Annotated in this window: 24 protein-coding genes and 1 other RNA gene; 13 read left to right on the plus strand and 12 right to left on the minus strand. The window is 44.4% G+C overall.

Annotated features, from left to right (window positions below; translation table 11 throughout):
* Positions 1-57: 57 nt before the first annotated feature.
* Positions 58-282 (plus strand): hypothetical protein, encoded by a 225-nt coding sequence (locus OC443_RS13585; protein ID WP_143169395.1) that lies wholly within the window; start codon positions 58-60, stop codon positions 280-282.
* Here OC443_RS13585 and OC443_RS13590 read toward each other — a convergent pair.
* From OC443_RS13590 to OC443_RS13610, 5 genes are all read right to left on the minus strand, one after another.
* Positions 260-1,978, minus strand: a complete 1,719-nt coding sequence (locus OC443_RS13590) for an ABC transporter permease subunit (RefSeq protein ID WP_370738774.1) — start codon at positions 1,976-1,978, stop codon at positions 260-262. The genes OC443_RS13585 and OC443_RS13590 overlap by 23 nt on opposite strands.
* A gap of 22 nt (positions 1,979-2,000) precedes the next feature.
* Positions 2,001-3,515: an ABC transporter substrate-binding protein gene (locus OC443_RS13595; protein ID WP_073585393.1), complete on the minus strand. Its 1,515-nt coding sequence runs from the start codon at positions 3,513-3,515 to the stop codon at positions 2,001-2,003.
* Entirely contained in the window at positions 3,505-4,311 is an 807-nt protein-coding gene (locus OC443_RS13600; RefSeq protein WP_073585394.1) for an ABC transporter ATP-binding protein, read from the minus strand. Before OC443_RS13600 ends, OC443_RS13595 begins: the two co-directional genes overlap by 11 nt.
* A gap of 40 nt (positions 4,312-4,351) precedes the next feature.
* A complete protein-coding gene (locus OC443_RS13605) occupies positions 4,352-5,110 on the minus strand; it encodes an ATP-binding cassette domain-containing protein (RefSeq protein WP_073585395.1) in 759 nt (252 codons plus the stop codon).
* A gap of 659 nt (positions 5,111-5,769) precedes the next feature.
* The gene (locus OC443_RS13610) at positions 5,770-7,878 is read right to left on the minus strand and encodes a TonB-dependent siderophore receptor (protein ID WP_083601716.1); all 2,109 of its coding nucleotides are present in this window, start codon (positions 7,876-7,878) and stop codon (positions 5,770-5,772) included.
* 132 nt (positions 7,879-8,010) lie between these two features.
* Here OC443_RS13610 and OC443_RS13615 point away from each other — a divergent pair, with 132 nt between their 5' ends.
* Positions 8,011-8,889: a LysR family transcriptional regulator gene (locus OC443_RS13615; protein ID WP_073585397.1), complete on the plus strand. Its 879-nt coding sequence runs from the start codon at positions 8,011-8,013 to the stop codon at positions 8,887-8,889.
* Positions 8,890-8,910: 21 nt separating this feature from the next.
* Here OC443_RS13615 and OC443_RS13620 read toward each other — a convergent pair whose 3' ends face one another.
* From OC443_RS13620 to OC443_RS13635, 4 genes are read right to left on the minus strand one after another with little or no spacing between them, the layout of a single operon-like run.
* Complete coding sequence (locus OC443_RS13620) at positions 8,911-9,711, minus strand: ABC transporter ATP-binding protein (RefSeq protein WP_073585398.1); 801 nt, start codon at positions 9,709-9,711, stop codon at positions 8,911-8,913.
* Complete coding sequence (locus OC443_RS13625; RefSeq protein WP_073585399.1) at positions 9,708-10,751, minus strand: FecCD family ABC transporter permease; 1,044 nt, start codon at positions 10,749-10,751, stop codon at positions 9,708-9,710. Before OC443_RS13625 ends, OC443_RS13620 begins: the two co-directional genes overlap by 4 nt.
* Positions 10,748-11,785 (minus strand): FecCD family ABC transporter permease, encoded by a 1,038-nt coding sequence (locus tag OC443_RS13630; protein WP_073585400.1) that lies wholly within the window; start codon positions 11,783-11,785, stop codon positions 10,748-10,750. Before OC443_RS13630 ends, OC443_RS13625 begins: the two co-directional genes overlap by 4 nt.
* Complete coding sequence (locus OC443_RS13635) at positions 11,782-12,768, minus strand: ABC transporter substrate-binding protein (RefSeq protein ID WP_073585401.1); 987 nt, start codon at positions 12,766-12,768, stop codon at positions 11,782-11,784. Before OC443_RS13635 ends, OC443_RS13630 begins: the two co-directional genes overlap by 4 nt.
* Before the next feature lie 181 nt (positions 12,769-12,949).
* Here OC443_RS13635 and OC443_RS13640 point away from each other — a divergent pair, with 181 nt between their 5' ends.
* The 4 genes from OC443_RS13640 (at position 12,950) to tnpC (ending at position 16,055) form a co-directional block, all read left to right on the plus strand.
* The gene (locus tag OC443_RS13640; RefSeq protein WP_073585402.1) at positions 12,950-13,522 is read left to right on the plus strand and encodes an MSMEG_1061 family FMN-dependent PPOX-type flavoprotein; all 573 of its coding nucleotides are present in this window, start codon (positions 12,950-12,952) and stop codon (positions 13,520-13,522) included.
* 247 nt (positions 13,523-13,769) lie between these two features.
* Positions 13,770-14,087, plus strand: a complete 318-nt coding sequence (gene tnpA, locus OC443_RS13645) for an IS66 family insertion sequence element accessory protein TnpA (RefSeq protein ID WP_073585475.1) — start codon at positions 13,770-13,772, stop codon at positions 14,085-14,087.
* A complete protein-coding gene (gene tnpB, locus OC443_RS13650; RefSeq protein ID WP_083601724.1) occupies positions 14,084-14,452 on the plus strand; it encodes an IS66 family insertion sequence element accessory protein TnpB in 369 nt (122 codons plus the stop codon). Before tnpA ends, tnpB begins: the two co-directional genes overlap by 4 nt.
* A gap of 67 nt (positions 14,453-14,519) precedes the next feature.
* Entirely contained in the window at positions 14,520-16,055 is a 1,536-nt protein-coding gene (gene tnpC / locus OC443_RS13655) for an IS66 family transposase (protein WP_073585476.1), read from the plus strand.
* Between the two features lie 333 nt (positions 16,056-16,388).
* Here tnpC and OC443_RS13660 read toward each other — a convergent pair whose 3' ends face one another.
* Complete coding sequence (locus OC443_RS13660; RefSeq protein ID WP_143169277.1) at positions 16,389-16,580, minus strand: hypothetical protein; 192 nt, start codon at positions 16,578-16,580, stop codon at positions 16,389-16,391.
* A gap of 272 nt (positions 16,581-16,852) precedes the next feature.
* Between OC443_RS13660 and OC443_RS13665 the strand changes: the two genes are divergently transcribed.
* From OC443_RS13665 to OC443_RS13690, 6 genes are all read left to right on the plus strand, one after another.
* Positions 16,853-17,026: a hypothetical protein gene (locus OC443_RS13665; protein WP_159440315.1), complete on the plus strand. Its 174-nt coding sequence runs from the start codon at positions 16,853-16,855 to the stop codon at positions 17,024-17,026.
* Between the two features lie 46 nt (positions 17,027-17,072).
* Positions 17,073-17,621, plus strand: coding sequence for a helix-turn-helix domain-containing protein (locus tag OC443_RS13670; protein WP_073581654.1), 549 nt, complete (start codon positions 17,073-17,075; stop codon positions 17,619-17,621).
* A 75-nt stretch (positions 17,622-17,696) separates the two neighbouring features.
* Positions 17,697-18,047: a sigma factor-like helix-turn-helix DNA-binding protein gene (locus OC443_RS13675; protein ID WP_083601570.1), complete on the plus strand. Its 351-nt coding sequence runs from the start codon at positions 17,697-17,699 to the stop codon at positions 18,045-18,047.
* A 174-nt stretch (positions 18,048-18,221) separates the two neighbouring features.
* On the plus strand, positions 18,222-18,971 hold the full coding sequence (locus OC443_RS13680; RefSeq protein ID WP_073581650.1) for a Mor transcription activator family protein: 750 nt from the start codon (positions 18,222-18,224) through the stop codon (positions 18,969-18,971).
* 200 nt (positions 18,972-19,171) lie between these two features.
* Positions 19,172-20,053 (plus strand): phage protease, encoded by an 882-nt coding sequence (locus OC443_RS13685; protein WP_073581648.1) that lies wholly within the window; start codon positions 19,172-19,174, stop codon positions 20,051-20,053.
* On the plus strand, positions 20,053-20,952 hold the full coding sequence (locus tag OC443_RS13690) for a Mu-like prophage major head subunit gpT family protein (protein ID WP_073581646.1): 900 nt from the start codon (positions 20,053-20,055) through the stop codon (positions 20,950-20,952). The genes OC443_RS13685 and OC443_RS13690 overlap by 1 nt, the downstream gene beginning before the upstream one ends.
* A gap of 326 nt (positions 20,953-21,278) precedes the next feature.
* On the opposite strand, the gene ffs is transcribed toward OC443_RS13690, so the two are convergent.
* Positions 21,279-21,375: signal recognition particle sRNA small type (ffs, locus tag OC443_RS13695), an RNA gene on the minus strand.
* Between the two features lie 140 nt (positions 21,376-21,515).
* Positions 21,516-22,508 carry a glycosyl transferase family protein gene (locus tag OC443_RS13700; protein WP_073581644.1) on the minus strand — a complete coding sequence of 331 codons (993 nt, stop codon included), beginning with the start codon at positions 22,506-22,508 and terminating at the stop codon, positions 21,516-21,518.
* A 176-nt stretch (positions 22,509-22,684) separates the two neighbouring features.
* On the opposite strand from OC443_RS13700, the gene OC443_RS13705 reads away from it, so the two are divergent.
* Positions 22,685-23,002: an MGMT family protein gene (locus OC443_RS13705; RefSeq protein ID WP_073581642.1), complete on the plus strand. Its 318-nt coding sequence runs from the start codon at positions 22,685-22,687 to the stop codon at positions 23,000-23,002.
* The last annotated feature ends 76 nt before the right edge of the window (positions 23,003-23,078 follow it).

The following is a 23,078-nucleotide window of genomic DNA, read 5'->3' on the forward strand; positions in this document are numbered from 1 at the left end:
TTGAATTTTGGCGGGTCAACAATGAAGGTATTTTGGCCGGGGTGCGGGGAAATGTCTATGATTATATTTGAGATTTTTAGCTATGGTGGATGGTTTAACGTAACTTCTGTCGTGGGTTTGATGCGCCAGAAGTTATTCAATTTCAGTAACTTTATAGAACGCTCACCACTTCCTTTTGCTGAGCGGCAAAAGGAAGCAAAAACGCTTTTTTTTGGCTCTAAATACTTATATGGACACCGTCCCGTTTCAGGTAAAACAGCTAATCATCAAACATTAAGTTAACTGCAATCGAAACTAACACCAAACCAAGAATAGGCAGTAGCACCCCCTGAGGTGCGCGCTCTATATAAGGCAGGTTTTCTGCAATTAATAAGCCCCACTCCGGTTCTGGGGGTTTCACTCCAAGACCAATAAAACTCAGTGACGTTAAACTTAAAGTAATCACAGGCAGTCGAAGTAATACGTGCCTTATTAGTGGCGGAAGTACATAAGGTAACAAGTAATAGCGCAACACCCGCCAGTGCTTAGTGCCCCAGGTCGGCGCTAAATGTGTGTACGGCTGGGCTCTGGCTTCCACAAGCAAACTGGAACAGTGTGCAGCTAAAGGTGCCCAGGAAACTAAGACGATAGCAATCAGAGCACTGTCTGGATTCATCCCTGTCAGACCAGCGACGAGCAAACCTGCAATGATGTACGGTATACCTTTTGTTATCTCAATCAACCCTTGACTGAAACGACTAAAAAATCCCAGTAACAAACCAATCACAAAACAGAGAAATGTCGCCAACAGACCCATCTTCAGGGTCGATAGCATCCCTCCCCCAACTCTCGCTAATAAGTCACGGCCAACTGCATCGGCACCGAATGGTGCAACAAAGCCTGGTGGTGCTAAACGACTATACTGGATCAGGTATGGATCACGTAACAAAGCCCAGGCAACACAGCACGCTAATAAAACAAAAATCGCACCGCTCACCGCTCGTTTGGTTTTATTCTTCGTAAAGCGAAACGTACTATGGCTACTGATAAGTTTACCGCTGGAAACACTATGACCAAGTAACCAGCGTTGGAGTAAAATACTCACGCTGCTGATCAGAATCGAAAAGACCAGTAGTACCAACAACCCAGCCTGTAATACAGGTAAGTCTTGTGACTTAGCTGCACCTAAGATCAAACGGCCAATGCCAGGGATAGAAAAAACTTGTTCGACAGCAACCGCGCCCCCGGTCAAACCAATCACTATCATGGCGATTTGGGGAATGAGATTACTCAGCGCTCGCCACAGAGCAAAACGCAAAATTTGGAATTTGCTCACATTGGAAGAAAGCCAGGTGATAACCCAAGGCTCGTTCAATACGCGTTTTAAGCTGTCACTGAGTAATCGACTGAACAACCCACTTGCTGGCAGAGCCAGAGCAAAACTTGGTAGCCAGAGGTTTTGTACCCCTCTCCAACCAAAAGGTGGAAACCAGCCTAACCAGATAGAGAACAGTAAGATCAACAGCGCGGCGACCACGTATTCAGGTAAAGAAACCAGTACCGAGCTCAAACTATTGTGGTTGTTGTCGAGGCGGTTCTTTTGCCAGCGATTGACGGTATAGAACACACTAACGGTACATAGTACAAAGGTCATACCGAGCGCACTCATCATCAACAGTAATGAGGTCTTTGCGGTATGCTGAATACTTTTCATAACGGGTGAGCCATCCACCCAAGAGATACCAAAATCACCCTGTAACGCTAATCTGAGCCACTCCAACAAGCGCTCATAGGCACTACGGTCTAATTGCAAGTCATCACGAATCGATTGCAGAGCTTCAGCAGTCAATAACTGATTAGCCCCTGCACGTGCGCGCAAAATCGCCTGAGCAGGATCGATGCCGGCAATATCCGGCATTAATCCAACGAGAATAATCACTGCACTAAGGGCGACGATACGTGATAGCCAGGGCATACATGCGTTCAAACCCGAACGCATGTAAACAGGAAACACCATCTGATTAATCTGCCTGAGTAAACTGGTCAATGAGACGACGCTCACGCGGATCGCGCTGAACACCTTTCACTTTCGCGCTCTCCCCTTGAATAACACGTTCGTGCAGAAGCGGAATAGCAGCATATTGCTCAAGAATTTTATTCTCTACATCAATGATCGCTTTTTGACGTAATTCACCCAAAGGTTGACGATCAGCATATTTTAACGCGGCGTCAACTTCTTCTGAGCAGAAAAGACCTAAGTTAAATGAGCCTTTACAGCCATAATCACTTTGCATGTAAGCAACTGGGTCACCAGAATCCAAAACAGTTGCACGCGATAGTAAGAATGCATCAAACTTGCCCGCTAACGCATCGTTTTCAATCTGGGCATATTCACGAATATCCAAATCAACCACGAAACCAACCGCTTCTAATTGCTGTTTAAGCAGTACCGCTACTTCTGGCAGCTCAGCACGATCAGTAAATGTACCAATAGTGATCTTGTCACCATGCGCTTTATATTCCCCATTCAGTTCAGCGCGGGGATTTTCTTGTCGAACGGGTTCAGCCCAGGCTAACGCAGGACCTAATAAACCTTTTGCTAAATCGGCATGATTTTCATAAACCGTTTTGACTATTTGCTCACGATCAACCGCTTGAGTTGCAGCTTTACGCATTTCAATCTGACTAAATACGTCTGACTTGTTGTTCAGGTAAAGCGTATTAGTGCGAGGCATTGCCACTTCGTGCAGTTGAGATTGATCCATCGTCGCAATTTGTGATACCGGTACAGCTTCTACTACATCCGCTTCGCCAGTACGAAGTGCTGCTGCACGTGCAAAACCATCTGGCACGTATTGAGCGAAGATGCGTTCAATTTTAGCCTTTTCGCCCCAATAGCCATCAAAACGTTCCAGCTTAGCGCTGCTTGTACCATTGATTTCAGTCAGCACAAACGGACCTGTACCTGCTTTTGTTGGTACAACACGACCGTTTTCCTTGTATGCCGGGCCCGATAAAATGGCTAGCTGTGGACTAGATAAACGACTTGGTAACAATGGGTCATTAAAAGTGGTTTTGATATCAACCGTGAAGTCATCCGGAGCACTAACCTGCCATTCGATACCGTCTAAGATACGTGGCTTAGGTGCTGCATCCAACGCTTTTTGTAATGAATTAACCACAGCTTTAGCGTCTAAAGCAGAACCATCATGGAATTTAACACCCTGGCGGATCTTAAATCGCCATAAGTTATCATCAACCTGATTCCATTCGGTCGCCAGCATTGGTTGTGCAATAGACTTATCACTAAGGTTTACGAGTGTTTCTGCAGTACTCCAACGGGATAGTTTGAACGCATCATCCGACAATGGTGACAGCCCGGTTCTTGGCGGTTGCAGCATTGCTATTCTAATTTCCGACACTTGTTTTTCTACTGCGTTTTCTGCGTTTGATTGAGTTTCACCAGAATCAAAACAACCTGTCAGTAAAAAACCTAAAACCAGCGTCAATGCTAATTTAGGGGTATTAAGATGCATAAGATACTTCTCCGATAGTAAATTTATTGTTGCGTTGTTGAGCACTTAGCAGCGCTTTCGTTATAAAATGGGTTGGATGACTCATTAAACTCTGTGATTCGCGGTGTTCGACAATACGGCCTTTATCCAGAACAAGGATCTCATTGCACAACGTCTGCGCCGCATCGAGATCATGAGTCACAAGAATCAGTCGCATGTGACGAGATTTTTGAATCTCAGCAAATAAGTCAATAATTTGCTGACGACTAACAGGGTCAAGACTACTGGTCGGCTCATCAGCGACGAGAATACATGGTTCGACAATCAATGCTCTTGCTATCGCAACACGCTGCGCTTGTCCGACAGACAATTGCTGAGGATTTCGATCCAACAGTGACAGGTCTAAGCCGACATCTTGAAGTACTTGCTCTGCTTTTTCGTGTTGCCTGTGCTGACCACCGATATTATTCAGTGACTCAGTGAGGATCTGACGAACCGTGTAATAAGGATTTAAGCTCGCTTGCGGCTCTTGTGGGATCAGTTGAATGTGTTGACACAATTCATGACGTTGTTTCGCAGAGCTTTTAGAAAGCGGATAACCACAAACATACACCTCGCCCGCACTTGGCTGTCTGAGACCAAATAGCAGTTCAATCAAAGTAGATTTACCTGCGCCAGACGGGCCGACGATGGCTATGTTGTTGGTTTCTATTACTAAGTCTAATTGATCCAGCGCTTTAAACGGTTTACCACCCAACCAACGCAGTTTGGAGTAATACTGTACCGTCACTTGTTCAAAACGAACTTGAGCAGACATAGGTTGATGTTTCTTATTCAAAACAGGTTCCAATTCCAGGTTAAGGAAGTAACTTTGCCAATTGTTGGCAGAAAGGATGTTGGCTTTGGGAAATGGCATGCCACGGTTCGCCATACGCGACCACGCTGCTATCAGCAATCACCAGAATTTTATCGCACGCCAGAGCCGCTGAGAGATCATGAGTGATCAGCAGTCCACTGATATCACGCTGTTTGACGCTGGTATGAAACAGCTTAAGAATTTCAGCTTCGGTGATTGGGTCAAGCGCACTGGTTGGCTCATCAGCGATGATGAGATTTGCACTACCAAGTAAAGCAATGGCGATACAAACTCTCTGACGCTGACCACCTGATAACTGGCCAGGATACAACTTGAGTATCGAGGCTGGTTCAGCAAACCCCAGCTGATCGAGCAGAGACAATACCGTCTCTCGGTTTGCTGAATTTAAACGGGTTTTGTTGCCAGTGAGCGCTAAACATAACTGTTGCCCTACTGATGCCAAAGGATTGAGCGCTTTTAAAGCGTCCTGGAAAATAACCGCCGGACGTTGAAATGCCGAACGTTGCAGCATAGCCAGCCCGCAGACTTCAACCGCATTTAGACCGACGCTACCTTCAACAGAAATATCGGATGGCAGAAACCCAGCGACCGCTTTCGATAGCATAGACTTACCAATACCCGATGGCCCCATAATGGCAATCACTTCGCTTTGGTATAGATCGAAAGAGATATCACTGAAAAACGTACGTTTAGAATCAGCGAGGCAAAGTTTATTGACAGAAAGTATAGGTTCAGGCATCCCGGTCACAACGCAATAATGTAATAATATAACATTGCAATGTTATCACGAGAGTCTGGCGAAGGGAACTTCACCTCAAAAGCATTGTTGATTAACCTGACCAATATGGCATTAAGAAAACAAAACGGCCGATGCAGAAGAGTGTAAAAGCCTGCGGCGTAACAAACAAAGCCGTTGAACCGAAAGATCCAAAAACGACAAACCAAAATTAAAGAGAAAATTTGCCCGGACGGGCTTAATTGTGATGCTGAAACCATAAGCTGTCCCAACGCCATTCATAAAATCAAGAGGTTATAAATCTACTAAAACCATAAAGTGTCCTGAAATAAAGGCATAAGGTCCTTTTTTGCCACTATCCGGGTTTCTGTTAATACCCAATGTAGAAAAATTACAAAATGAATTACAACATGAGCTATAGGATCCTTATCGAGACTCATTTTGGGACAATTCCAAGTTACAAACGGGATCTGTTATTCCAAGTTACAAACGGGATCTGTTAGGGTTCTTTTCAGATAACAATAAGTATGTCAAATGATGATTCAGTAAAGGAACATTCAACCTATTGATAAAAGAAGCCGCAGAATTAATAATACTGCGGCTATAGCACTTTCATCTACATCTAAATTAGTTGTCTAGTAATTCTCAGCGCAAGAGTCTTATCACCAAGAATAATTTAAAGAAGCATTAAACGAGCGACCTGGGTTGTAGTAGTTTGCCGTACCAGAACCTACCACATACTGCTTATCCGTTAAGTTGTGTACGTTAAGTGACAGCTGAGCAGACTTCGAAATTCGATAGGCAAATGCCGCATCAAATAGCATTGCAGCTTCACTTTTCTTCGTGTTCGCCGCATCAAAGTAATATGAGCCAACATAACGAGTACCTAAACCAATATCCATAGTTTCGATTGGCAACGTGTAGTAACCCCAGAAGGAAGCGCTATGGTTTGGCACGGTGGCAAATTCATTACCATCTAGAACCGCACCACTACGAGTACTACCGCGAACCACTTCAGACTTCATGTAAGAGTATCCACCAGTGACATTGAAGTTGTCTGTAATTTCTGCTTTTGCTTCCAAATCAAGACCACGAACACGCGTCTCGCCGATAGTCTCACGTTCAATTGTGCCGTTGTCCTGAACAATCGCCATAGTGACGTCATTCTTCTCCAGATCGTAAACCGCAGCAGAAAACAGCGCATTCATACTCAGTGGTGCAAATTTAACACCCACTTCTAACTGCTCGCCTCGCTCAGGTTTTACACCAATACTTGGTGGTGCTACCGATTCAACCTGGCTGATATACGTAGACCACTCTTGCGTCACTTTTACAGTAAAGGCGCCGCGCAGAGAAGTTTCGGAGAACTCATCGCTTGAATAGCTATTGCTGATATCGCGACTTGCTAAATCCATGTAATCGTGGCGAGCACCCAATGTCAGGATATATCGGTCATCCAAAGATAAGTTTTGCTGAATGAACACCGATTTTGTAGTCTCATCCTGATCATTTTTACTGTAAGGAGCGCCAATCGTCGGACTGCCTGAATACGAAGGGCTATCGATGTTTATACTGCTTGTCGTCCCATAAACTGAGGCATCCTGGGTGGAGGCATCACGATACTCTAGTCCAATCAGGGTGCTACTATCAACACGCTCAAAACTCGCATCGTACTGTAGAATGGTGTTACCAATAAGCTGCTCTGACTGTGTATCGGTTCCGAAATAGTAACGAGCAATATCGCTCCCCGTTCTTCCTTCGTAATCATACAAATAGACATAACCAAAATCGTCTTCTAGCTTGCTGTAACGCAAATTACCGCTTAGAGAGATACCATTGTCAAAATGATGAGCAATTTGAGCGGTAATGTTGGTGCGTTCTACATCGTGCTTGTTGTAGTCAGGTTCACCGTAGAATTCACTGCGGTCATATTCACGGTCTAATGGATAACCACCACTGTTCGGTGTGGTGTCTCGGCCAAGATAATCAACGATTAGAGTTGCCGTAGTCTGTACAGATGGTTGCCACGTAATACCTCCCATCACAAGCTGAGAGTTGTCTTTTGAATGATCATATTCAAGCTCACTGTCTTTGATTTTGGTGGTAAAACGGTACGCGACGGTTTCGGATTCATTCAGTGTGTCGCCAAAATCCAAACCAATCTCTTTATTGTCGAATGAACCATACGCAACATAAGTATTTCCGAAACGCTCAAATTTAGGTCTCTTGCTGACAAAGTTCACTGAACCACCCGGATCTGCAGGGCCAAACAGTGTTGAGTTTGCTCCGCGAATCACTTCAACTCGCTCATACGCATAAGGATCTTCACGTACACCTCGCATCGAACCGAGTGTCATCCCGTCGCGATAGGTTGTAGCCTGATAACCACGAATCTTAAAGTAATCGTTACGATCGTCAGAACCGTAATAATCAGTCACCAAACCCGGTGAATACTGCAAAATTTCTTCTGTCGTGGTGGCGTTGCGCTGGTTTATCTCTTTTTCCGTGATAACCGAAACTAATGCAGGCGTATCATGTACGTTGGTTGCAACCTTGCCGCCAACCCACAGCTCTTCTGCAACCGTGGTATCGGCATTATTTGCAATTGGTTGCCCATAAACCGTAATGGTGTTTACACGGTAAGCTTGGTCTTCTTGAACACTATCTTGAACTTCTGAATAAACAGAACCTGAATAAGAAAGAACAGGAACAAAACAAAGAAGTAAGTGCATCGCACTCCTACGTTCCTTACTACTTCTGATATCTTCCATTTTTAATAATCCTATACTGCTAATTTTTATTGTTATTTCATACTATTGATAATGCAAATGATAATGCTTACTATTTGTAATAAATTAAATTGATATATAGTTATCAACCGATGCCGAGAGAGAAATAGCCTGATGGAGCTACGCCACCTTAAATACTTTTTAGCTGTCGCTGAAACACAGAACATTCGCTTAGCGGCGCAGAAAGTGCACGTTACCCAACCGGCCATATCAAGAAAAATCAAAGAATTAGAAACAGAACTAGGCGTACTATTGTTCGATCGTTTACCAAAAGGATTACGGCTAAATCGCGCAGGGAAAATCTATCAGAAGCAGTTAGGCGCCATAATTAGGCAAATTGACGACGCTAACGAGCGTGTGCGTCAGTTTACCCATACGGAATATGGTTCTCTGGCTTTGGGCGCTCCTGATTTTGTTCTGTGGGAAGGGCAAATCAATCAGTGCGTCAATCAGTTCCGTCATGACAACCATGATGTTGAACTGGAAGTCTATTCCGATACACCTATGGTGCTACTAAAACGGCTAGAGCTAGACCAAATCGATGGTGCCTTTCTTTATCATTTCGCAGAGTTGTCTTCGGAGTACTCGGTACAACCTATCGCACAGGACAAGTTAGTTCTCGCGTATCCTGCCAGTTGGGGAAAAACGCTATCACCTTCAGCCACGATTGAAGAACTTAATCTGTTGCCTTCAGTTGGGTTACCAAGAAGCGTTGACCCTTACTATTACGACTGGCAAGAAATCCTGTTCAAAGAAATTGGCTGGTCACCAGAAGTGACCCAGTGGGCGCACGGCGAAAGCACCATGTTAGGTTTAGTAGCGGCGGGCAATGGGGTGGCTATTGTCAATGAACGACACTTTACCCGACCATCAAATATGCTTTGTTATACACCGCTGGATGTATTACCCCACACATCACCACTAAGCTTTGTATATAAAAATACTTCTGATAATCCGGCTCTGATGGAGTTTCTGCAGCTACTGTCCAACTAACTGCTGTCTTTGACGTATCCGTTATTTCAGCTTGTGCCGACCGATTGGAATCATCATAGGAATGTTCGAAACCGGATCGATAATGATGTGGTTGTTCAAACCAAATACCGCCTGAATGGTCTCATTGGTCAGCACACTTGAAGGTTCACCGTGTGCGTGAACCTGTCCGTTGATCATCGCCAGCAGATAGTCTGAATAGCGGGCCGCTAAGTTAAGATCATGCAAAACCATCACAATAGTGATCCCGCGCTGTAGATTCAGGTCCACCAGCAAATCCAACACTTCCACTTGATGAGTCACATCCAAAAATGTCGTCGGCTCATCAAGTAACAAGATGTCCGTCTCCTGCGCTAGCGCCATGGCAATCCACACACGCTGACGCTGCCCGCCTGACAGCTCATCAACTTCTCTGTCTATCAGGTCAGTAAGCTTTGTAACCTCCAAAGCATTAGCGACCGCTTCGTCATCTTTACTATTCCAACGAGACATTAAGCCGTGATGCGGATGACGCCCACGACTGACAAGATCACCGACAGTGATCCCTTCTGGAGCTATCGGAGACTGAGGCAATAAACCCAAAGTGCGAGCTAATGCTCGTGTTGGGCTTTTATGTACCGATTTTCCATCAAGCAAAACTTGACCGTTTGAAGGCGTTAATAACCGAGATAGGGTTCTTAACAGTGTGGATTTACCACAGGCATTTGCCCCAACAATTGAAGTGATTTTTCCCGGAACAATCTTAAACGAGAGATCTTTTACTATCGTTTTTTCGCCATAACCAGCAGACAGCTGCTCTACTACAAGTTCATGAGCTTTGGTCACAACGCTCCCCCTTTACGATTAACGCGAATAATTAAATAAATAAGATATGGAGCACCCAACGCACCCGTGATAACCCCAACCGGATAGCGGCTTGGAAGAACAAATTGTCCGATGTAATCTCCAGCTAACACTAATACGGCACCGATCAGCGCAGCAGGAACGAGTAGAGATCCGTTAGAACCGACAATGCGAGCAGCGATAGGTCCGGAAAGAAAGGCGACAAATGCGACAGGCCCAGTAACGGCGGTCGCGACCGCAATCAAACCGACGGCACAGACAATAACGGTGATACGCGTGAAGGTGACGTTAACACCCAGCGCCGCAGCGGTATCGTCCCCCATTCTTAATGCTTCTAAAGACTTAGTTTGACTCAGCAGTAAGCCACCGAAGATAACCAGTGATACCAACAACGCTACACTTTGATCAAGTTGTACTGAATTGACACTTCCGGTTAACCAACGCATCGTTTCTTGTAAATCCCACGATGACGCTTGCGACAAAAGGTAAGCAATATAGCTTTCAATCATGGCTGAAACGCCAATACCGACCAAAATCAAACGCGTCCCCGCCACACCATTTTTATAAGCGAGCCCATAAACAGTCAGGGCAACTGCCAAACCTGCCAAAATGGAGAAAACCGCAACGGCAGAGCCATCCATATTAAGAACTATGATTGCAAAAACTGCTGCAGCGCTGGCTCCAGAACTTACACCCACAATGTCTGGGCTGGCTAATGGGTTACGCAACATGGTCTGAAATGCGACACCCGCTAAGCCAAAACTCATCCCAACCAGTAGGGAAATTACCGCTCTCGGTAATCGCAAATGCCCAACGGTAAAACTCGCACCGGGAATATTCTCGCCCTGTAATACCTTCCAGACGATAGATGGTGGAGTATAAGATTGCCCTAACACCAACGTTAAGCACCAAGCTGACACCGCTAAAATGGTTAAACCAACAATGATTAGAGCCCAGCATCGCATACGTTGCTGACGAGCTTTTTTCACCCTTTGTAATAGAAATAATTCAGCGGACATCATAGTTCCCTAACTCGCTGACGACGCACTATCCAGATAAAAAATGGCGCACCAATAAACGCAGTTACTACGCCAACAGATAATTCACTCGGACGGGAAATGATTCGCCCAACAATGTCTGCCAGTAGAAGCAGACTTGCACCACCTACCGCTGAGAAAGGCAACAACCAGCGATGATCTACACCCACCAATAGACGGCAGAAATGCGGCACAACTAAACCGACAAAGCCTATCGGTCCACAAATTGCTGTTGTCGCACCACAGAGCAGTATTGCGCCAAGTCCAGCAGCACTTCGAGCCAGAACCACATTCTCACCCAAGCCAGCAGCCAGATCGTCCCCCAGTGCCAAACTGTTTAGTTTTCTCGCGGTTAATGTGGTAATCACTAAGCCAACGATCAAAAAAGGCAGCACAAGTACGATGATTTCAAATGTCGCACCACCGACACCTCCTATCTGCCAAGAACGAGCCCCACCTGCAATATCATTGCGTGGTAACACCACCGCAATAGTAAAACAGGACAAAGCCGCTGACGTTGCAGCGCCAGCTAACGCTAACTTAAGCGGTGTCGCTCCACCTCGCCCCATAGAGCCGATGGTGTAAACAAATGCGGCAGTCAGTGCTGCTCCCAGAATTGCCATCCAGACATAGCTCTGAATTTGATTCATCCCAAACCAAGCCAATCCGATGACAACAAAAAATGAAGCTCCAATATTGACGCCAAGAATGCCAGGGTCTGCGAGCGGATTGCGAGTGACACCCTGCATCACAGTTCCCGCTAAACCTAAAGAAGCACCCGCAATCACTGCCAATACGGTGCGAGGAATACGCATAGCAACCGCTGCTTCACCTACGGTATTTAGGTTTCCTTGAATAGCACTGAAAATTTCAGCCCAAGAGACTTCTCTCGTCCCTAACGCGACTGAGAGTAGAGACAAAAGAAACAAAACGACAAATAAAACACCGAGAGTCACTGAACGCGATAGTTCAAAACCCCACAGCGAAAACTGATTACTTTTGGAAATAGATATACTCATTGCGCTTTGCGTGCCGCCGCAGCCAACGCTTCAAGATAATCATCCAAAACCCAAGAGATGGATAACGGGGTCGGATTGGCAGCAGTGGCTAGCGGTCCGCTACCAAGCATGACAATTGAACCATGTTTAACCGCATTCATTTTTGCCATCAATGGATTATGTAAGAGTGGTTTCAGTAGCTCTTCTCCGCCATAGGTAACGAAGATATCGACATCGTTAAATGCGTCGATTTGTTCAATACTGGCTTCACCTGAAAATTGTCCTGAATGACTCAAATCGCTAATGCTTTGTGATGAGAGTAGATTTAAGTCACTGAAGAATTTCACTCGCGTATCGTTGCCAGTGTAAAAGTGAATCACACTCAGATCCGTCGGATCTAAGTGGGTAATAAACATCGCGGACTTGCCTTTCAGCTCTGGATATTGTGCCGCACGTGAGGCTATATCTAGTTCAATACTCGCAATCAGATTGTCCCCTTCTTTCGACATCCCCATACCAGCACTGTTTATACGGATCATACTTCTCCAGTCCGTAGACCAAGGTGCGTTGGGGTATGCCACCACTGGTGCAATCATACTCAGCGTTTCATAGTCGGAGCGACTCAAACCAGAATACGCTGCAAGAATCACGTCCGGTTGCGTCGCAGCAACTGCTTCAAAATCAATACCATCACCTTCATCAAATAGTGTTGGCGTTTGTGCACCTAACTTATCTAAGCGTGCTTTTACCCAAGGCAGCACACCATCTCCATCATCATCACCGAATTTCGCCGCAGCGAAACCAACCGGTACTACGCCCAACGCAAGAGGTACTTCATGATTCGCCCAAGCAACCGTCGCAATCCGCACTGGCTTTTGCTTGATGATCGTTGTACCAAAAGCGTGCTGAATTTTAATGGGATACCTAACGCTATCTTCAGCCCGACTGATTGTGGTGGTTAAAGAGAAAACTAAAACGGTAAAAATGGCTTTGAGATTTAACATATGGTGGCTTCGATTTTGGCGTCAACTTTATTACAGCGGCATCTCGTCCGAGATGGCATTTGACTCTGTCCTGTGAGTTAGAACATGATAATGCAAACTAATTTCAAATGACACTAAGTATCATTTACAAATAGTTTACGACTGATAACCAAAACGAAAGTATAAAAACAGAGAAAGTAAAATGACTCAAATAACGACACTGGAAGAACTAAGAGAGCTCTATAGCACACCTCATCCACTGGCTATGGCTAAAGACATTAAACACATTGACCAGCACACTCGAACTTTCATTGAAAACAGCAGACTGTTTTTTCTCTCGTCTACTAATCAAGATGGATTTTTAGATATCTCTCCACGCGGCGGTGATACAGGGTTTGTCAAAGTTTTGGATGATAAAACACTGGCTTTCCCAGACAGCCCAGGCAACAACCGTTTAGATACCTTAACTAACCTCATCACCAATCCCAAAGTAGGCTTGCTGTTTATAGTTTCTGGTGTCGAAGATGTGGTACGGGTGAAAGGTACAGCCTCTATTCATATTGATGACGAGATTCGAGATCTATGCCTTGACGGAAAAACCAAGCCAAAATTGGTGGTTAAAGTCACTATAGACTCACTGCTTTTCCACTGCCCTAAAGCGCTGATGAAGTCCAAAATTTGGAACAACGAATCCTTTGTAGAACGAGAGTTTTTACCTTCTCTGCTTAAGATTATTCAGGATCAGCAAGTCGAAAAAGAACAGCGAGACAACTAATTGTAGTTACCTCTAAAAGGGGGTAAATATTTCCTATAGAGGTAATCTGTAACGGTAGTGTAAGCCTCCACATAATATGGCAAATAAGGAATAAACCGGATTAAGTCGGAATTTGTGAGACAAAGCCAGTGAAAGTAAGGGATTGAAAAGAGAATTAATTCGTAAGCGCTTAATACTCCACAGACTTCAATTGTGAAACAGAACTCCGCATCATGTCTGCCGACATGATTGATGGAGACTAAACACTATGGCTTCCCTTAACCCCCATATCTGGCTGAAACATATTGAATCCTGGAAACAATCCGGCATGACGCAGGCACAATACTGCCGGGAACACCATCTCAGCGCTAAAGCTTTTTATTACTGGAAAACCAAAGCACAACGCCACGAAAAAGCACCGGAGCAAAACACCCCAACAGTCACGGCGGGTTTTGCCGTCGCCCGGATTGAGCAGACAATGCCAACAACCGGGCTGTCGCTTTCTCTGCCGGGCGGGGTGACCATTCATGACATTCAATCTTCCAATCTCTCTACCGTTATCCAGTTACTGGAGGCACTGCAATGAGCAATATGACACTGCGTCCTGACCCGGCACTGGTGCAGGTCTTCCTTTATCGTGAGCCGGTGGATTTCCGTAAATCGTACCGCGGTCTCAGTGCATTGGTTGAGCTGGAGCTCGGGCATAACCCGTTCAGTGGTCATCTGTATGTCTTCACCAACCGCCAACACAATAAAATCAAGTGTCTGTTGTGGGAAGATAACGGATTTGTCCTTTACTATAAAGCGCTCGCCGAAGAGAAATTCCGCTGGCCGAAACCAGAAGAAGAGGTTGTCACACTCACCGGACAGCAAATCAACTGGCTGCTGGATGGCTATGATATCTCGTTGATGAAAGGCCATAAAAAATTGCATTACGAGGCGCTCTTTTAGCGACATTGATGTTTAATTCTGATATAATGAATACCTGTTAAAACAATAGCTTAAGGTATTTTTAATCGTGACTTCTTCTGCTGACAACCGGTCTGAAATTGAGTGGCTTCGTGCACAGTTAGCCGAAAAAGAAGCACAACTTCAGTCTCAGTCAGAACATATCGCCATCCTTGAAGAAGTCGTCCGGCTGCTGAAAATCAAACGCTTTACACCTTCGAGCGAGAAAACCAACCCGTCTCAGTACCTGTTGTTCGATGAAGCCGAGCTGGTCACTGACCCTGAGCTGGATGCGCACGAAAAACAAGACCCGAAGAAAAATACCTCCCCAAAACCCCGCGGCCGCAAACCACTGTCAGCTGATTTACCCCGCGAGCAAATCTTCCTGTACCTGACTGACGAAGAAAAAATGGGCGCCAAAAGCACCTTCTTCGCCAAAGTGAAAGAAGAGCTGGACATCGTGCCAGCCAAAGTTCGTGTACTGGAATATATGCAGGAAAAAGCGGTGTTCTCAACCGGTGAAGGGCAGCACATCATCACGGCCGCACACCCCAAACATCCGCTGCCGGGGTCACTGGGCAGTGTGGGGCTGATTGCCCATGTGCTCACAGCCAAATATGTCGATGGTCTGCCCCTTTACCGGATTGAAAAGATGCTCAGCCGTTATGGCGGGGATATCTCCAGAGCCACGCTGGCAAATTATGTGATGAAATCCGCGCAGGTGCTTCAACCACTGGTAAACCTGCTGCGGGATTATCAGAATGCCGGGCATCTTATCAATATGGATGAAACCCCGGTTCAGGTACTGAAAGAGCCGGGTAAGGCAGCAACCTCTGATAAATATATGTGGGTGTCACTGGGTGGTCCGCCGGATAAACGCAGTGTGCTGTTCCATTATGCGCCTTCCCGTGGCGGAAACGTTCCGGTTGAATTACTTGAAGGATTTAAAGGCTACCTGCACACCGATGGTTATGCGGGGTACCATGCTGCCTGTGAGAAATACGGGCTGACCGCTGTCGGCTGTATGGACCATGCCCGGCGTAAATTTACCGAAGCTCAGGCAGCGCAGCCGAAGGGAAAGAAAGCGAAGGTCAGTCAGGCGGACAGGGCGCTCAGCTATATCAACAAGCTCTATCATATTGAAAGACAAATCAGTGACCTGAAAGAAAAGACAGAGTATACGCCGGCGCAGGTGGTCGCTTACCGTCAGCAACACAGCGTACCGGTACTGGAAAAACTCAAAGCCTTCCTTGAAAAATATACCGGAAAAATGCCGAAAGACAGCCTGACCGGAAAAGCTATCAACTATATGCTCAATCAGTGGCCGAAGCTTGTGGTTTACTGCACTGACGGAACGTTGCGAATCAGCAATATCTTAGCGGAAAATGCCATCCGCCCGTTCGTGATTGGACGTAAAGCCTGGTTGTTCGCCGACAGCTCACAGGGCGCGAAGGCCAGTGCGGTCTGCTACAGCCTGGTGGAAACGGCAAAGTTGAATGGTCTGGAGCCATATGATTATCTTCATACTGTCCTGAGCAAACTGCCCTATGCGGAAACTGTTGAACAGGTTGAATCTCTTCTTCCGTGGAATATCGCCAGAGGTTAAATCCCCGGGTTGTTGGGTTCAATGGTGTCGAGTATTGAGCGCTTACATTAATTCCGAATTTAAAGAACGTTTAAAATGGCAAAGAACACTTCTTTTTCAGCTCAATTTTTACTCACCGCACCAGATAAAATGGCAAAAAACGTATCTTATTATAGGAGTAAACGAATCTAACCTATTGTTACTAAAACAAAATTAATACAATTTCGTAAATGAGCAGATCCGATTTAACTTCTCTGGAATCGGATCACTGATCCGATTTCACATAAAAAATTAAAAATCAGATAATTAAGTACAAACATGATCAATAAATAAGCTGTTGTATTTAAAGGCAATTCAAATCTTCCCTTCCTTCTTCAATTGCTCTATACGTTCATTTGCTAATTGTTTGATCCACGTAGCAACAGAAGGCTTACCACGAAACATTGCATTATCAACTTCGGCAGCTTGCTCATATTGTTCTTTCAGTGTTCTGGAAAGACGCATTTCAAATCGTTGTAGGTACAGCTTTTCATTATCACTTGACATATGTACGGACATAATATTAAAGTAAGTATGTACGGACATAGTACATAATCAAGACTCTATAAACAAGTCAGCCCCAACAGTGCGGCAACACCATTGGGGCTTCACCACAACTGATATAAGGACTATCAGCTATGGATAAAACTAATCCTAACACTGTTGTTAATCACAGTGTACAAAAACATCTGCTTTGCTCTGGTAAAAGCCCCTCTCCTCTTTTGGCCTTTATAGGAAAGCATCTCCTTACCGATCAACTGATACAGGGAGTAATGTAGATGAAACGCGAAGATTATGATTTAAAAAGTATATTGCTTCAAGCAAGCGCTGTAACAAACGCCTTGAGATCAGCCCTTGAAGAGGACAGCGATGAGCGATACCGAGTTGCATTTTGTATTGAAGATCTGATTGAAGCAGCTCTAGAGAAAACATCAGCCCCGAAAAAGGCCTGATACATCGTAGATGCTCATCCCCTTTTGTTATTCCAAGAAAAAGTAAATGAATATTCGTCAAGCCATATGGGAGTATATAAGCTCCCATCCTAACTGCCGTGCGGAAGACTTATCAGCACATCTGGATATCCCAATTACACCATGTAGAAACGCGATTCACGGACTCATTCAAAAAGGTCTTATTCATAAAACGGATGGCACCGGACATGTAGGACGCCCGTTTAAGTATCAGGTCTCAACCGATGAACCGCCAGTATGGGGAAAATCTCCGGGTGGTAAAATCAAAATTCGGAGCAAAAAAACCAATCGTCAAAAGCTATGGAATAATATGAAAATCAGTAAAAAATTCACTGTATCTGACTTATTATCCACTCTGGAAATAGGTGAAAACACCGCAAGAAATTATCTGACTTACCTTGTAAAAGGCGGATATGTGATAGAGAAATCGAGAGCACCAAATAAGAAACGGCTTAGTCCATCTTCGGGTAAAGAAATTGAGTGGTTTCTCATCAAAGATACAGGCAGGTTAGCACCTATTGTTCGTCATGATGGCCTGTGGGATCAGAACGAACAGAAGTTTTATCCGTTTAAATAATGTTCAAACAAAAAAATCGAAAAAAACATTGATTATATATACTAGCATGTATAGTAACTTCATTAAGGAATCATTATGGCAAAACCACCTTCTTCACCGTCTCATTCTACAGCTCTACTACCATCAGAAGCCGCTATGCTTTTACCGGATAATATTTCAGTTTCAATACGCGGCGGAAAGAGAATAGTTGAGGGTTATAATAATGAAGGCGAAAAAATTGTAATAGAAACAACTATAAATAATGTTTCATCCAATACCAATAACGGATTTAGAAGCCAGAGCATGACTATTTGTGACAAGCTTACAGTTGAGGAACGCCGGGATCTTGTACATGAAATGTATAATGAAGAAGGCCTTACTCAAACTGAAATTGCAAAGCGGCTAGGCGTTTCTCAGAAAACAATTTCAAATGATTTATTGAGTTAAAACTTTAAAATTCATAATATCCGCCTATCAGAAATTATGCTTTGGTAGGCTTTATTTTTACTAATAATTTATTTTCAAGAATAAACTTCCCTAATTAGATAAACGAACGTTATTCCGGCTCACCCAATGTAATTCTATATATTTGTTCAAAGAAACAGCACAGGTAGATTTCTTATGGACAATTACTTAACAAAAAAAATCATTGATAAAGTCACCAAAGATCCCTCGATAATCCATAATTTTCAAGAATCCGGTGTAAACTGGCCAGATGAATTAAGTGGCTTGTACGAGACACTAGATTTATTTCTTTCCGATTATGAATCAGTCCCGGAAGAAGCACCATTATTATTAACATTATTAATTTCAGATAACATCGGTGGAATTCAATTCTATCTACCTAAAGCAAACAAAATAAAACAATCTCTAAGAAATATTATCATACAGAATGAATTCAATGGTTTTAACACTCATGATTTGGCACAAGAATATCATTTGTCAGATAAGACGATAAATGAAATATTAAAGTCAAACACATTAAAAAAAACTTGCCATGAAAACACCAAGTATTTTTCAATACGAAATATAACACCACCATCATCACCAAATAAATATTGGGATAAAAGTGTATTGGAATTTTATAAATTAGTACAACAAGCTTTATCAACCATTGGTATGAATGAAGAAGCAAATGCAGTTGAAGTAGCTTTTTATCTGATGCAGTCATTTGGTGGTTGTCAGCGTTATTTTCCCAAAGCAGATAAAATACAAGAATATCTAACATCTATATCTATTTATTCAGAAAGGAAGAAAGGTAAGTCAGTAAATACAATCGCTAAACTATATAAAAAATCTCCTAAGACAATTTATGAGATATGTGCTCGTATGGAAAAACACTCAATTCAGACAGATGCGATGCAAACTTGAGTTAACCAGAAAAATTAAGCAAAGCATTATAAGCCCCTGTAATAACCTCTGAACGACTTAATAAACTAATGTGTACATTTATTCCAATGTAAGCAATCACTACAGATAATTGGTTTTTAAACGGCTTTTAAACACCATTTATCATTGTTTGAAAAACAGAATATAGATATACGGTCAAATTTAACTCAAAGGCATCTAAAATGAACAATGAAAAGATCGTAACAGCGTCACTCAGTGAAACAACTTCATTATCGTCCAGAATTGAAATTCTTCCGGTGAAGGAAATAATAACAACAAATGACGGACGAGCCTTCAAATTAACAAACCCATCTGCTGTCGTTATTAATTCTAAAAAAGAAGGTATCGATATGCTGGTTGATTATGAGCACGACTCTTTAAAAAGTGAAGGTTCAATGCGTGGTGTTGCTGCGGGATGGATAAAAAAACTATCTTTGACTGAATCAGCAATTATTGCAGATGTAAGCTGGACTGCTACAGCAAGAGATAAAATTCAGCAAGGCGAGTTTCGTTATATTTCACCGACATTAAGAACAACAAAAGACGGAACCATTGTAAGCATTAGAAATGTCGCCCTCACCAATGAGCCAGCGCTTCCATTAGAAGCAAAACTATCTCATCAGCATAATAACAACAGTTTATCAGCAACTAATATAGATACCTCTTTATCTACTCCGACAGGAAATGAATTAATCACTGCCCTGAAGAAAGAATATAACCTCGAATCAGTAGACCAAGATGAAATTGAAAGCGCACTAAGTCGTGCTGCCAGAGCAGTAGAAGATGATGTAAATGAGGCCAGGAGAAAATACATATTTCCGAGAGCGATGGAAAATGAGCTTACCCTTATGCGTCGCAGCTTTGGCCCTGAGAAATTCAAACTCATGACTGAAAAGCTTAGTAACTGCGGTGTTGGGTTTGCACACCTACATCATAGGCAAACAGATGGAATCAAATTTCTACACAAGAGCTTTGACGACCAGAGAACGCAGGAAGAAAAACTAGCCTGTAAATTAACCGGAACAACCAAAGAAGAATTTTTAAAAGTAAAGGATAGAGACTAATGAACGATCTAAAGTCACGGGTAATTGGTGCATCAACAGCCTTTAATGCTCGCTTTGATAAAGGCGTAGAACTCGCACTAACAGACTATACAAAAATAGCCACAGTGATCCCTTCTCAGACATCAACAACTGGCTACGGTTTTCTCGATAGATTCCCAAAAATCAGAGAGTGGCTAGGAGACAGAGAGATCAATAAACTTCAGAACCACAACTACCAGATACCTAACCGTAAGTTTGAGGCCACGATAGGCATCCCCCGTGAAGACTATGAGGATAATGACTATGGTAAATATTCACCGGTATTTGAAGATATGGGGCGGGAAGCATCCGAGTTTCCAAACGAACATATTTTTGGATTGTTGAAAACTGGTTTTACCGAACTTTGCTTTGACGGAAAGCCATTTTTCTCTGATAAACATCCCGTAGGAAGGGGGGAGATAAACCAAAGCAATTTGTTTTCTGACGGCACAAAAGCTAATGGTTCAGCTTGGTATTTGATTGATGCAAGCAGAGCATTAAAGCCTCTGATTTGGCAGGAGCGAACCAAGCCAGAACTGGAAGCAAAAAACAATCCGGCAGAAAGTGATCATGTGTTTATGCATGATGAAATTCTTTATGGTATTCGGGCGCGTGGTAATGCAGGGTTCTCATCCTGGCAACTAGCAGCAGCGTCACATAAAGCACTCAATACAGATAATTTTAATGCTGTCTATAAGATGATGACATCTCGCAAAGACCACCAAAACAGACCAATGCATATTCGTCCGACGTTGCTTATTGTTCCGCCCAGCTTGAGACAACAGGCATATGAAGTGGTTCTGAAAGAGAAAATTGATGGTGGAGATAGCAATATTAACTTTAACATCGTTGATGTTTACGTTTGCCCTTACCTTGAATAACAACTAAACACAGGCAGAGTTACAGTCAGGTAAACCAATCCGTTTATCTGGCTGGCATTGACTGACTCAATTAACAGGTAATCTAAACGATAAAAGAAACTCTTTGCCATTTTACCCGTTCAGACTTGCCAAATTTCGCGGCGGGCGACACAAACTTAAAAACATTCTTATTGGGAGAGGGTTTTCGAAGGTTTCAAACGTACATAGAATGCCTCTTAAATGTTGTAAAAAAACAACCAAATTAAGTTTAGGACATCTTATGGGTTTTAAAAGGACACTTTATGGTTTTATTAGGACAGCTTATGGTTCAGCGACAAATTGGGCGGAGACCCCAGCCACATCCCGGCACACGCGTCGCCTGCTGTGGCTGCTACCTTCCGGTCCTGACCAAGTTCACAAGTTAGCGTTGCGGGAGGACCAAGGCCTCCATAGATTCGGTGTTTTCAGCGATTGCCGAAAGCGGGGGTGATTATTAATCATCGCCCCCGGCATTGCAAGCGCAATTCTCTGAAAACGCAGCCTGCCGCATTCAACCGCGCAGGGATTAAGCGATTTCCTGTGATTTACACGGGCTCAGGCCAGTGGCGATCACGGCTCTCCCATACTGTTTTGGCTTTCTCCAGCGACTCTGCCACCGGCAGTTGTTCTGTCAGGCGCAGCATCACGGCAATGGTTCCAATAACGGCCGCTTCTCCGTAAATATCATCAGCCTCCCCGCGCCAGAGCGGAATCATCTGTTGCGGTTCCAGCGCTCTGGGCTTGGTCTGCGTGCGTGTCAGCAACGGCGGGAAATCGTCGGTGACCAGCTGGCCGTCGAAACAGCTATACAGAGTAAACGCCCGCTCCGGGCTGACTTCCACTTCGCCGCCATCACCGCGGAAGCAGGCGACACCGGAATCCCCGGCCAGTTGCGCGACTTCAGCATGGCGGGCATCAAATTCCCGGTGAAAGACACCATGCAAACTGTACGGTGCACCTGCCGGGTTCAGCATCCGGCTCAATGTATTGGCACACGAGCGCAGACTAAACAGACGGCGGAGCTGAATCAAATCATAAAGCGCCGGATGAATGTGGTGTAAATCCATATAACAAAAGCCGCGCTCAGCCAGTTGCTGATTTGCCTGAGCCACCGTGGTTGCCACCGGCCAGCCGAAGGCCTGCCAGACTGCGCTGAGATATAAACGCTGCGACTCCGGCTCCTGCGTGCCATGCAAAAAGATTTTATACCCTTGCTGCGCCAGCGCCATCACCGCCAGAACCAGCCACGGCAGATGTCGCCGTTTACCGGCGTAGCAGCCTAAATCCAGATCAACATGATTAATTGAGTCAAACGCCGGGATCACATGTTCCCGGCAGGCGGCAAGAAAACCCGCCAGCTCTTCGGATGACTCTTCCCGCACCCGGAGCAGCATCAGAAATGCGCCGGTCTGTTCGGGTGTCACTTCACCACGCAACACCTGGCTCATCGCCTCTCGTGCCTGTTCCCGGGTCAGATATTGCCCGGCCTTTTTTCCTTTACCGATCAATTTAATGATTTCGCTGAACTTTGCAGACATGTCCCTGAACTCATTGCAATAAAATAGTTATACCCAAGCAACCTGAAGATGCAAGATTCAGGTTGCTTGGGTATAGTTATGTTCCAGAGATACGTATTCAGAGTCAACTTCGTTATTTGAATAAGACATATTTTTTTGTAGTATTTCCCGGCTGTTCTCATCAGGAAACCTTCACCATGGATGCATTTCTCACAAAAATCTATACCGTGATCCGGCAAATACCGGCAGGAAAAGTCAGCACTTACGGCGATATCGCCCGCATGGCGGGTTACCCCGGTTATGCACGCCATGTCGGCAAAGCACTGGGCCATTTGCCCAAAGGATCACACCTGCCCTGGTTCCGGGTGATTAACAGCAAAGGTGAAATCTCTTTAACCGGCCCGGATTATGACCGCCAGCGTCAGCATTTACTCACTGACGGCGTTGAATTCACCGCCCCGGGAAAAATATCGCTGCGCCGCTACCGCTGGCAACCGGAACAGGATGAAACCTGATTGATGATCACCTGAATGTCATTTGTTGCTGTTAAAATAATCTCTTCAATCCTGTTCCCGATATTGCTTCTCCGGG

This window comes from Vibrio quintilis (assembly GCF_024529975.1).
Classification (GTDB): domain Bacteria; phylum Pseudomonadota; class Gammaproteobacteria; order Enterobacterales; family Vibrionaceae; genus Vibrio; species Vibrio quintilis.

Coding starts and splice junctions, on each gene's coding strand:
- OC443_RS13705 (WP_073581642.1), top strand. CDS start 22,685: ATGGATGCATTTCTCACAAAAATCTATACCGTGATCCGGCAAATACCG.
- OC443_RS13640 (WP_073585402.1), top strand. CDS start 12,950: ATGACTCAAATAACGACACTGGAAGAACTAAGAGAGCTCTATAGCACA.
- OC443_RS13680 (WP_073581650.1), top strand. CDS start 18,222: ATGGACAATTACTTAACAAAAAAAATCATTGATAAAGTCACCAAAGAT.
- OC443_RS13635 (WP_073585401.1), bottom strand. CDS start 12,768: ATGTTAAATCTCAAAGCCATTTTTACCGTTTTAGTTTTCTCTTTAACC.
- OC443_RS13660 (WP_143169277.1), bottom strand. CDS start 16,580: ATGTCAAGTGATAATGAAAAGCTGTACCTACAACGATTTGAAATGCGT.
- OC443_RS13595 (WP_073585393.1), bottom strand. CDS start 3,515: ATGCATCTTAATACCCCTAAATTAGCATTGACGCTGGTTTTAGGTTTT.
- OC443_RS13585 (WP_143169395.1), top strand. CDS start 58: ATGATTATATTTGAGATTTTTAGCTATGGTGGATGGTTTAACGTAACT.
- OC443_RS13685 (WP_073581648.1), top strand. CDS start 19,172: ATGAACAATGAAAAGATCGTAACAGCGTCACTCAGTGAAACAACTTCA.
- OC443_RS13615 (WP_073585397.1), top strand. CDS start 8,011: ATGGAGCTACGCCACCTTAAATACTTTTTAGCTGTCGCTGAAACACAG.
- OC443_RS13590 (WP_370738774.1), bottom strand. CDS start 1,978: ATGCGTTCGGGTTTGAACGCATGTATGCCCTGGCTATCACGTATCGTC.
- OC443_RS13625 (WP_073585399.1), bottom strand. CDS start 10,751: ATGATGTCCGCTGAATTATTTCTATTACAAAGGGTGAAAAAAGCTCGT.
- OC443_RS13610 (WP_083601716.1), bottom strand. CDS start 7,878: ATGGAAGATATCAGAAGTAGTAAGGAACGTAGGAGTGCGATGCACTTA.
- OC443_RS13690 (WP_073581646.1), top strand. CDS start 20,053: ATGAACGATCTAAAGTCACGGGTAATTGGTGCATCAACAGCCTTTAAT.
- OC443_RS13670 (WP_073581654.1), top strand. CDS start 17,073: ATGAATATTCGTCAAGCCATATGGGAGTATATAAGCTCCCATCCTAAC.
- OC443_RS13665 (WP_159440315.1), top strand. CDS start 16,853: ATGAAACGCGAAGATTATGATTTAAAAAGTATATTGCTTCAAGCAAGC.
- OC443_RS13600 (WP_073585394.1), bottom strand. CDS start 4,311: ATGTCTGCTCAAGTTCGTTTTGAACAAGTGACGGTACAGTATTACTCC.
- OC443_RS13675 (WP_083601570.1), top strand. CDS start 17,697: ATGGCAAAACCACCTTCTTCACCGTCTCATTCTACAGCTCTACTACCA.
- OC443_RS13605 (WP_073585395.1), bottom strand. CDS start 5,110: ATGCCTGAACCTATACTTTCTGTCAATAAACTTTGCCTCGCTGATTCT.
- tnpB (WP_083601724.1), top strand. CDS start 14,084: ATGAGCAATATGACACTGCGTCCTGACCCGGCACTGGTGCAGGTCTTC.
- OC443_RS13630 (WP_073585400.1), bottom strand. CDS start 11,785: ATGAGTATATCTATTTCCAAAAGTAATCAGTTTTCGCTGTGGGGTTTT.
- OC443_RS13700 (WP_073581644.1), bottom strand. CDS start 22,508: ATGTCTGCAAAGTTCAGCGAAATCATTAAATTGATCGGTAAAGGAAAA.
- tnpA (WP_073585475.1), top strand. CDS start 13,770: ATGGCTTCCCTTAACCCCCATATCTGGCTGAAACATATTGAATCCTGG.